An 11,209-nucleotide genomic window follows, 5' to 3' on the forward strand; every position below is an offset into this window, starting at 1 on the left:
ATATAAAAATCTAGGTTATGTCTATTGTATCTTTTATCTTTGCAACAATCAAAAAAGCGATTATATGAGTCCTGATTCAGAATATACAGAAACACATGAGAATAAAATCTATGCCACTCTTGACAAACTGGGAATAGCGTATCAAAGTCTACACCACCCAGCCATAATGACTATGGAGGAAGGAGCAGAAATAGCCCAAAAGCTAGGTTGTACTTCATGCAAAAGTCTGTTTCTGACTAATAAACAGCAAGAATACTTCATGCTCTTGTTGCCCGCAAATAAAAAATTGAAAACAAAAGAACTTGCCGGGCAGATAGGTAGTTCCCATCTCTCTTTCGCTTCCGAAAAGGCAATGGAAAATCTCTTGTGTACTTTTCCGGGGGCTGTCAGTATTCTAGGTCTTATCTACGATAAAGAGAACAAAGTACAGCTCCTGATTGATAAAGAAATTCTTGAATCAACATATATAGGATGTCATCCATGCGTAAACACATGCAGTCTAAAAATCAGGTTGGAGGACATTCTTAAAATACTATTGCCCGAAATCAGTCATCAGAATTTTAATATCGTGGAGTTATAATCCGAAATTACGAAGTCGTACATTCTGCAAAAAAAACGAACATTTAAGCTAGTTTCACGACTTAATTAAAGTACATGTCTTGTTCCTCGGTGAGAAACACATCGTTGCACACCGAGAAACGGGTCGTTCCTCTTAAAGGAACGGGGCTTTGGTTTTAAACCAAAAAACAAACCATATAATCAACTAAATATCAACTATTTACCAAATCATCATTCCAACTAATAAGCATATTAGAATTTTATTGACAACTCACGATAGGATGGGAATGATAGAATAACAGAAAGGATAGAAAAATTCATTTTAAACATGGTGACGGTATCCACTTATGATAGTGACGGTATATTCGTGGGATAGGGTAACCATCCCGACCGGATAGTGACGCTATGTTTTTGCTGGGAAAAGAGCATAAAAAAAGGCTATCTATCCCAGACAGCCAATCTTTTGTTAACCTTAAATCTAATACTATGAAAAACACATTGCAAAGATACGGACTTTCTGCATATCTCCAAATTTTCAGGTTCAAGTAGCGTATCTTATAACATGGTTTAATAGAAGTAACAGTTTCGTTAACATTTAACATAAATCCATCGGATATTAACGAATATCCGATGGAGTAGATTCAGAGATTACTCATATCGTAATGAACGAGCAGGTTTGCTCATTATTATTTTCATTGTTTGGAAAGCCACTGTCACAAATGAAATGAACAGCATCAGCAATACAGGTACTATAAAGAACCACGCTTTGAGATCGGTACGGAAAGCATAATGGCTTAACCAGGCATTCATACTAAACCAAGCTACCGGAAGAGCTATCACAACCGCAATCAGAATCAACTGGAAAAATCCTTTGACCAACTGATAGAAAAGATTCCAGCGGGAAGCTCCCAACACTTTACGTATTCCCATCTCTTTGGTGCGGGTGGAACAGGAAAACATGACTAATACCCAAAGTCCGAGACAGGAAATAAAGATTGCCAATCCGGTGAATGAACCGATCATCGCTCCGAAAACCTCGTCTTGCCGATATTGGTGGTCGAAGAACTGATCGAGGAAGAAATAATCAAAGCTGGAATCCGCGAAATACTGATTCCAGATCTCTTGCACTTGAGATACCAGTTCACGGGGATTTCCGGAAGCCATCACAACAGAGATATAACGTTGGGGCAACCAATCAATTTTATCTTTATGAATCAGCATGATAGGTGTATAGTTCTTGCTCAACGCCTGCTGATGATAATCTTTCACCACTCCGATAATCTGCATCGGCGCATCAGTACATTCCACTGTTACCAACTCGCCTATCGCCTCATCATTGGAAGCAAATCCCAGATTACGTACAACCGTTTCATTAATCACCAGTTTATCGACATCATCACCATATTCTTCGGAGAAACTTCTTCCGGCTACTATCTGCAAACCGTATGCATCTGCATAATCAGGATCACAAGCCAGCATTTCATAAAGACGGTTCTGCTTCAAAGCGTCATTGGTGCGACGATTGGAAAGGAATGTGGCCACTTCTTCGCCCGGCACGGCACCGGAAAAAGTAACCCGATGGACCAGAGGAAGACGCGCAATTGCTTTTTTCATTGCTTCCAACTTGATATTCTGCCCCTCTGTATGTCCCGGAAACTTAACCACTAATGTCTGGCTGGTTTTCACTCCCAAAGATTGATTGCGCATAAAATTCAGCTGTGCAAAAACAATCAATGTAACACAAAGTAAAATCATGGAAGCTGTATACTGGACAACCACCAGTACCTGACGGGTTCGGTCGCCTGACTTGCTATGCAAAAACTTCCCTTTCAACAAGGTTATAGGTTTGCGATTCAATAAAGCCAATGCCGGATAATACCCGGAAATAAATATTCCGGCTATGAAAACGAGAACCAGCAAAATCCACCAGTAATCCATGAACCAGACAGAAAACGTAACTGTACGTCCTACCAATTGGTTGAAATGTGGAAGAACCAGTTCTATTAATCCCACAGCTAATATGAAAGCTATCAGATTCATAACCAAGGCCTCAAACAGGAATTGATAAATCAACTGTTGGCGGAAAGCTCCCACTACCCTGCGCACTCCCACTTCTTTAGCACGCTCCATCGAACGTGCTACGGTCAGATTGATATAGTTAATCCAGGCAATAGCCAGAATAGCGACAGCCGCAAAAATCAGGGCGATCATAGCAGAACGATTTCCTTTGGTTTCCGTCTCATAGCCTATCTGCGGGGTGAGATGTATATCTGCCAAGGGAATTAAAGACACGCCCCACGTCTTATTTTTCAGTGCTTCCTCTGTCTTGTATTTCTCCGCCATCACAGGAAATTCTTTTTCTATCTCCGCTTTTCTTTCCGGTGAGTCGAGCAAAACATATGTATAGACTTCATGCTTATACCAGTATTCCTGCATATATTGAGGCAGAGAGGCATAGGAAATCAGAAAATTATAATGAATGTGTGAGTTGGAGGGCATTTCTTTCATGACTCCGGTCACTTCGCACGATACTTTATCATACGTTCCGGTAAAGATCAGAATTTTGCCGATAGGGTCTTCATCTTTGAAATACTTACGGGCAATACGTTCGGTGATTACCACTTGCCGGGGCATAGAGAGACAAGTCTTTTTATCCCCTTTCAGAAGCTCGAAATCAAAAAGACGGAAGAAGCCCGGATCGGCATAGGCTATCTGATTCTCCCGTAATGTCAGTTCGCCATATTTCACAATCTGCTCCGGTTGGAGATGGGTAGCGATACGGGTATAATCTTCGATTCCGGCAAGATTCTCTTTCATGGCCGAGGCATATCCGAAAGAGCTGGTCGCCCAGTAATCGGTCAGAACTTCCCCTTCATGAAAAGTGCTTTGCACCCGATAAATATGGGCATATTTCGTGTGCATTTTATCAAAGCTGAACTCAAAAGTGACATAGGTTAGCATCAGTAATGCCGATGCCATTCCGATTGCCAATCCAAAGATATTGATGAAACTGAACTTCTTCCGCTTCATCAGATTCCGATAGGCACTATTCCAGTAATTCCCTATCATACGGTTTCGTTTTTAGATGACGTTTTCTTTTCCAGCGGACGGTTGATGTTTTCGGCTACAATCTGTCCGTCCAATAGTTGGATGACCCGGTGTGCATATTTCGCATCCCGCTGTGAGTGGGTGACGATAATGATTGTGGTTCCCTGACGGTTGAGTTCGCTCAACAGTTCCATCACTTCGATGCCATTCACCGAATCCAGATTTCCGGTAGGTTCGTCGGCCAGCAGTAGTTTACATTCAGTCACTACGGCACGGGCAATGGCTACACGCTGTTGCTGTCCGCCGGATAACTGCTGAGGATAATGATTCGCACGATGTAACAGGTTGACTTTCTCGAGCACTTTGTTGACTCGTTCTTTCCGTTGGAGAGTCTTCATACCAAGATAGACAAGTGGCAGTTCCACATTCTCATACACGGTCAGTTCGTCAATCAGGTTGAAACTCTGAAAGATAAAGCCCAGATTGCCTTTCCGCAAAGCAGTCAACTGGTTTTCAGTCATTTTATCGACTTGCTTCCCCTCAAAAAAGTAAGAACCGGAAGTCGGAGAATCCAATGTACCGAGAATATTCAGCAAGGTGGATTTGCCGCATCCTGACGGTCCCATTATCGCTACAAATTCTCCTTGTTCCACCTGTAAGGTGACATCATTCAATGCTTTTGTCTGCACCTCTTCTGTGGTGAAAAGCATAGATAGTTTTTCTGTTTTAATCATAATAATTATTCATTATTTTAGTATTAGTTTCTCATTGTCTCCAAATAATTCATAGCCGGATATGATTACTTTCTCACCCGGAGACAAACCGTCTGTCACCTCGTAATACTGTGGATTCTGCCGTCCTATCTTCACAGGGCGCCGCGTGGCAAATGTACCACTTTCATCGACAACGTACATCCATCGGCCCCCGGTAATTTGAAAGAATCCGCCACGGGGAACCAGAATAGCTTGTGCCGGATCACCCAATTGCAGGTTTATGTGATAAGTCTGTCCGGCACGGATATTCTCCGGTCGTTCGGATATAAAATTGAGGTCTGTACGAAACTGACCGTCTTTCACTTCAGGATAGGGTTTAGTCACTTCCAGTTTATAGGTTCCTCCGTCACGGGTAAAGTCGGCTGGAAGTCCGGGAAGTACCCGTTCTACGTAGTGCTCGTCTATCTGTGCCTGTACTTTAAGGTCGGAAGTGATGATTTGCCCGATATGTTCACCGGCAGAAATAGATTGCCCGATTTGCGCATTCAGGTTTCCTACCTGCCCGTCAATCGGAGCTTTCACTTTCAGGTTTTCCAAGCGCTCACGAACCAATGCCAAGCTCCGTTTCATATTACGTATATTCTCGTCAAGACTGCCTATCTGACTTTCCCGAAAAATATGATCCTGACGGATACGTTCGTCAATAACAGCCAGTTGCTCTTTGGCTGCTATATATTCTTCCTCTGCCTGGCGATAGTCTTCACGTGCTATCAGTTGTTCGTTTACCAAACGTTTATACTGCTCATAACGGCGTTGCTTCCCGATAAGCTCTTTATTCAGGCCGATACGTTCTTGTTTCAGTTGCAGTCGTTCCTGCTCCATACTAATCCGGGTATTACGCAACTCGTTTTCCTGATAAGCAAGATCGGCTTCACTCTGCATGATACCGATATTGAGCAATGGGTTGCTAAGACGCAGAATCACATCACCGGCCTTTACCATAGCTCCCTCTTCTTTCAGGCGCTCTTCCACACGACCGCCCTCGATGGCATCCATATAGATAATCCGGCTAGGCATGACCTGACCAATCACACGGATATAATCACTGAACTCGGCCTGCTTGACAGTAGCAATTGTCAGCCGGTCTTTCTCCACTGCCATAGAAGAGGCTGTATCTCTGAAAATAAAATAGGCAATCACAGCAAGTCCGAGCATTACCCCACCGACCCAATAAAGACGTTTGCGGTTGATGCCGGGTTTTCGTTCAATAGGTGTATCCATAATGGTTTATAAAAAAGTTCCTTGTCGATAATATTTTTCCAGTTTCATCATCATTTCTATTTGCAAGCGTACACGAACCAATTCTGCTTTGGCAGCAATAAACCGGTTACGGGCTTCCATCAGTTGAAAGACGGAAATCAATCCCTCTTCCCATTTCCGTTCGGATTCTTTCAGTACCAGTGTTTCAGCGTCAAGTTGTGATAATGCCTGCTGATGTTCACTATATCCGGTGTGAAGAGAAAGAAGTGTTTGCTCAATATCCGTATATAATTGTTGTTTTTCGAGTTCTTCTTCGTTTTTGAGCCGATACATATTCAATTTCAGCTTGCGTTGATTGGTCAAACGTTGCAAACCGCTTAGCAGGGGAAAGGAGATGCCAACGCCCACATATTTTCCTATATTATCACGCAATTGTCTGGCCGAGAAAGCTGTATTATAATAATTGGAACCGACGGTGAAACGAGCAAAGACAGAGGGTGAGAAAGCTCCTCCCGCTATCGCATACTCTTTATGAGCTGCTTTTTGTTTCAAATCAATCATACGCATGGAGGGCAATATTTCGATAGATTGTGCGTATAGAGTTTCCACAGTCGAAACAGAATATGGTGGTAATTGGGATGCTGTAATCGTATCCAGAATAGCGAGTGTGTCGCCCGGCTGGATATTCATTAATTGTTTCAGATGCAATAAAGCGATCCGACTGCTATTTCCGCGCGACTGATAACGATAAATATCTCCCTCCCGGCGCGCTTTCACCTCCTGTAAATCGGAGGCTGATTTCAATCCCAGTTCCACGAAGACCTCTATCTGTTTCAAATACCTTTCGCTCAACCGGCTTTGTTCCAAAGCAAGATCGAGCAATTTTCTCTCCAGAATCAGTTTGTAATAAGCATCCGTCACCTGTCACCTGATAGGCCAGTTCATTCTGTTTCTCTTTCAGCTCCCATTCACTACGTTCTTTGTTCATTTTCCGGAAACGCACCTGATTGATACGCGAAAAGCCTTCAAATAAGGAAAGTGTCATATCGAGTCCCACCGTTCCCTCTTCAAAAGATTCACTGGTATACCCATTGGTGTCAGGATCCAGCGAACGTCCGAATCGTCTGCCTGTTTCCGCATTAACCACTATTTGCGGCAGGAAAGCACCGACAGAAGCTATATAATCTGCTTTTGCTTCCTTTATGCCAATAACTCCGTTACGTACAGCCGGATTCTGTTTATAAGCCAAACGAATGCAATCGTCCAGACTCATAGCGGATTGGGCTAGCAGGAAGACTGGCACTGAAAGCAATAGTAGTAAAAGAAATCTTTTCATCCTTTATAATATATGATTGTGTGATAGCAGGATGATAAAAGCAAATGCAATGCCACAAATCATAAATAATTGATTATAAAACAAATAGAAATTACATAATTCTTCCACCGTCCAAAAATTAAACGCCCTAACGTCCAATAATTGGACATTACCAAGAGAATCCCCCTATTCTACCCCGTTCTAACTCGTTCTGACTCATTCCAGCATAAACTTTGTATGAAAACGTCTAATTATTGGACACTCACTTGCAAAGAAAATCAAAAACAGATACCTTTACCCGGAAACTTAAAAGGAACATTCAACGGACAGAGCCCCCAATCTTGCGTATGGAAACAGGAACGATTTTAATTGTAGACGACAATAAGAGTGTATTAGCCTCACTGGAGTTATTACTCGAGAATGTGTTCAGCACAGTCCGCACAGCTGCCAATCCTAATCAAATCACGACCATCTTATCTACCACTCCGATTGATATTGTGATTCTGGATATGAACTTTTCAGCAGGAATCAACAATGGTAACGAGGGACTGTACTGGCTGAAACATATCCATGAAATCCGCCCTTCACTGCCCGTTATTATGCTAACCGCCTACGGTGATGTAGAATTAGCCGTTAAAGCACTGAAGAATGGTGCAACAGATTTTCTACTAAAACCATGGGATAACCACATACTGATACAGAAAATAAAGGAAGCCTATCAAAACAATCGTCCAACCCATCATAAAAACTCTCCCAAATCAACCCAGAAAGCATCCGGTGATGAAAATCTGAATAAGTCAGAAATGTTGATCGGTCATTCCCCTGCAATGCTACAGCTAATTAAAGTAGTTACTAAAGTCGCCAAAACCGATGCCAATATCCTGATAACCGGAGAAAATGGAACAGGAAAAGAGATGTTAGCCAGGGAAATACATCGCTTATCTTCACGAAACACCCGTCAGTTACTTAGTGTCGATATGGGGGCTATCAGCGAATCGCTCTTTGAGAGTGAACTCTTCGGACACGAACGTGGAGCGTTTACTGATGCTTATGAAAGCCGTCCGGGTAAATTCGAAGCCGCCAATGGTGGTTCGCTTTTTATGGATGAAATCGGAAATCTCCCTCTTGCATTGCAGGCCAAACTACTGACTGTACTACAAAACCGAAATATCACCCGAATCGGAAGCAACAAAGTGATTCCCGTTGATATCCGACTCATCTCCGCCACCAACAAAGACATACCGGAGATGATTAAAGAAGGTTTGTTCCGCGAAGACTTATTCTATCGCATCAATACCATCCATCTGGAAATTCCCCCTTTGAGAGAACGGGGAGATGATCTATTATTATTCATCGATGCTTTTCTTCATCGCTTCGCTTCCAAATATCAACGACCGGAAATGCGAATGCATGAGCAAACGATTGAAAAGCTACGCTCCTATCATTGGCCGGGCAATATCCGGGAACTGCAACACACCATCGAAAAAGCGGTTATTTTATGCGAAAGCAACGTGATACGTCCTAAAGATATTCTGGTGAAACAGACTTGGAAACCACAGACAGTCCAAGCGGTGCCCAATCTGGAAGAAGTGGAACGGCAAGCCATCGAGACGGCCATCTTGCAAAATAATGGAAACCTGACTGCTGCGGCCGAACAACTTGGTATCAGCCGACAGACGCTCTACAATAAACTGAAACGATTTAAGCCCTAAGCCGTATGCTATTCAGCCGATATATATATATTGGACCATATTAGGACATATCCTATTTATTCTTGCTACCGCAGGAACAGGTCTATGGCTCATTATTTCCCAACAAGGAGTGGTAATAGGGATATTACTGGTTATCTGCTCCTTGTTTCAGATTGGAAGATTAGTGAATAAGCTAAACTCTTTCAACCAAAAATTACGCCTTTTCTTCGATGCGATAGAAGACAAAGACAATATGCTCTATTTCCCTGAAAACAATGTCAGCCGGGAACAGGAAATGCTGAATCGTTCACTCAACCGTATCAATACCCTGCTCATCCGAACTCAAGCTGAATATTCAAAGCAGGAACATTTCTACCGTTCGCTATTGGAAGAAGTCCCTAGCGGTGTGTTGGCATGGGATTCTTCCGGAAAAATAATGATGGCCAACAGTGCCGCACTGACTTTATTGGGATGCCAGCAACTAGCCCAATACGACCAACTGAAACCTATCCTGCAGGAAAAAGAGAAGAAAGAACGACTTAGTCTGTCTCAAAACCAGATGAAATTACAGAACGAAACTATTACCATCTTATCTATCAAAGATATCAGTAATGAACTGAATGATAAAGAGAGTGAATCATGGAACAAACTAAGCCACGTGCTTACCCACGAAATCATGAACACCATTGCTCCCATCATCTCCCTGTCGCAAACATTATCCGCATATCCGGACAACAGCGAAAAAACACTTCGCGGACTTCATATCATCCAAGCACAAAGTGAACGCCTGCTGGAATTTACCGAATCTTTCCGTCGTCTTTCCTATCTGCCCCAACCGGAAAGGAAACGGTTTTCACTAACAGCCCTCCTGCAAAATCTGCAAGAACTCCTGTCTACCGATTTTCAGGAAAATCAGATTCATTTCACACTTACTTGTCAGCCGGAATTCATCGACATGGATGGAGACGAGAACCAGCTATCCCAAGTCCTGCTCAATCTCCTTAGAAACTCCATGCAGGCGTTAGACGGAAGAACGGACGGAGCAATCGAAATTTATGCATATCGGGACGAGCATATATCTATCGACATCACAGACAATGGTCCCGGTATCCCCGATGAACTGCAAGAAAAAGTATTCATTCCGTTCTTCACCACCAAATCCGAAGGAATCGGTATCGGGTTAAGTCTCTGCCGACAAATCATCCGTAACCACAACGGTCATTTGTCTATTTTGGAAAGCCGTCCCGGTAAAACAATTTTTCATATCGACATTTCACTGTAAAACAAACCTTTCACGGCCTTCGAGTGTTTATTATCATATAAACGAATTTTACACGATATGAGCACCAAAGAACAATACTGGAAATATTCCCTCATTGTCATCATCCTGTTTATGGGAGTCATCATCTTTCGCCAAATCACTCCTTTCCTGGGGGGATTGCTGGGAGCACTCACCATCTACATTCTTGTACGCGGACAGATGAATCATCTGGTAGAAAAACGAAAGCTGAAACGAAGCATCAGCGCACTGTTGATTACCGCAGAAACGATTTTCGTCTTTCTTATCCCCTTGGGATTGACTGTCTGGATGGTGGCAAACAAGTTACAGGATATCAATCTGGATCCACAGACCTATATTGCACCTATTCAACAGGTAGCAGAATTCATCAAAGAGAAAACAGGATACGATGTATTGGGAAAAGATACGCTGTCATTCATCATGTCCATACTTCCCCGTATCGGACAAATTATAATGGAAAGCATCAGCAGCCTTGCCATCAACCTGTTCGTCATGATCTTTGTGCTTTATTTCATGCTGATTGGAGGAAAAAAGATGGAAGCTTATGTCAATGACATTCTGCCATTTAATGAAACCAATACGCAGGAAGTCATTCACGAAATCAATATGATTGTCCGTTCCAATGCTATCGGTATTCCCTTACTGGCTATCATTCAGGGAGGCGTGGCTATGATAGGCTATCTGCTTTTCGGAGCACCCAACATACTGATGCTAGGATTCCTGACCTGCTTTGCAACCATCATTCCGATGGTAGGTACGGCATTGGTATGGTTTCCTGTAGCCGCTTATCTTGCCATCAGCGGAGACTGGTTCAACGCCATCGGGCTTTTTGGCTATGGAGCTATCGTCGTATCGCAATCGGACAACCTTATCCGGTTCATCCTTCAAAAGAAGATGGCGGATACACATCCGCTTATCACTATTTTCGGAGTAGTCATCGGCCTGCCGATATTCGGGTTTATGGGAGTCATCTTCGGTCCGTTGCTGCTTTCATTATTCTTTCTTTTTGTGGATATGTTCAAGAAAGAATATCTCGACTTGCGAAATAACCTCCCATCGAGATGACGGAACTACCGAAAAATTGTGTACTTTTGCGGCTGTAAAAACGACACTAAAATTTGATGGAAACATTTACATTCAATACTGTCGAACTGATTCTTTTATCGGCGGCAGGTATTCTTTTTATCATTCAGCTCATTTATTATTTCGGCCTGTACAATCGAATACATGTCCACAATAAGGCTGTAGGCAAAGAAGAGGCGCATTTCACACGAGAACTGCCTCCACTTTCCGTGATTCTCTGCGCACGCAATGAGGCTGAAAA

The 11,209-nt window shown here is 42.9% G+C and carries 6 protein-coding genes and 3 pseudogenes; 5 read left to right on the forward strand and 4 right to left on the reverse strand.

The window, feature by feature from the left end:
• Positions 1–17: 17 nt before the first annotated feature.
• Positions 18–580: pseudogene (locus tag ACT8YW_RS11130) on the forward strand (prolyl-tRNA synthetase associated domain-containing protein).
• Between the two features lie 626 nt (positions 581–1,206).
• Here ACT8YW_RS11130 and ACT8YW_RS11135 read toward each other — a convergent pair.
• The 4 genes and pseudogenes from ACT8YW_RS11135 to ACT8YW_RS11150 form a co-directional block, all read right to left on the reverse strand.
• Positions 1,207–3,627 carry an ABC transporter permease gene (locus ACT8YW_RS11135; protein WP_444104927.1) on the reverse strand — a complete coding sequence of 807 codons (2,421 nt, stop codon included), beginning with the start codon at positions 3,625–3,627 and terminating at the stop codon, positions 1,207–1,209.
• Positions 3,624–4,340, reverse strand: a complete 717-nt coding sequence (locus ACT8YW_RS11140) for an ABC transporter ATP-binding protein (protein ID WP_004304173.1) — start codon at positions 4,338–4,340, stop codon at positions 3,624–3,626. The genes ACT8YW_RS11135 and ACT8YW_RS11140 overlap by 4 nt, the downstream gene beginning before the upstream one ends.
• A 12-nt stretch (positions 4,341–4,352) precedes the next feature.
• Positions 4,353–5,600: an efflux RND transporter periplasmic adaptor subunit gene (locus ACT8YW_RS11145; RefSeq protein ID WP_195637174.1), complete on the reverse strand. Its 1,248-nt coding sequence runs from the start codon at positions 5,598–5,600 to the stop codon at positions 4,353–4,355.
• Between the two features lie 6 nt (positions 5,601–5,606).
• A pseudogene (locus tag ACT8YW_RS11150) lies at positions 5,607–6,915 on the reverse strand (TolC family protein).
• Between the two features lie 326 nt (positions 6,916–7,241).
• Here ACT8YW_RS11150 and ACT8YW_RS11155 point away from each other — a divergent pair.
• From ACT8YW_RS11155 to ACT8YW_RS11170, 4 genes and pseudogenes are all read left to right on the forward strand, one after another.
• The gene (locus ACT8YW_RS11155) at positions 7,242–8,606 is read left to right on the forward strand and encodes a sigma-54-dependent transcriptional regulator (protein WP_004300616.1); all 1,365 of its coding nucleotides are present in this window, start codon (positions 7,242–7,244) and stop codon (positions 8,604–8,606) included.
• Positions 8,607–8,616: 10 nt separating this feature from the next.
• On the forward strand, positions 8,617–9,867 hold the full coding sequence (locus tag ACT8YW_RS11160; RefSeq protein ID WP_444104928.1) for a sensor histidine kinase: 1,251 nt from the start codon (positions 8,617–8,619) through the stop codon (positions 9,865–9,867).
• A gap of 57 nt (positions 9,868–9,924) precedes the next feature.
• Positions 9,925–10,950, forward strand: a complete 1,026-nt coding sequence (locus ACT8YW_RS11165; protein ID WP_004300618.1) for an AI-2E family transporter — start codon at positions 9,925–9,927, stop codon at positions 10,948–10,950.
• 56 nt (positions 10,951–11,006) lie between these two features.
• Positions 11,007–11,209 (forward strand): annotated as a pseudogene (locus ACT8YW_RS11170) (glycosyltransferase); the annotation flags it as partial.

The organism is Bacteroides sp. (assembly GCF_052357945.1).
GTDB lineage: Bacteria > Bacteroidota > Bacteroidia > Bacteroidales > Bacteroidaceae > Bacteroides.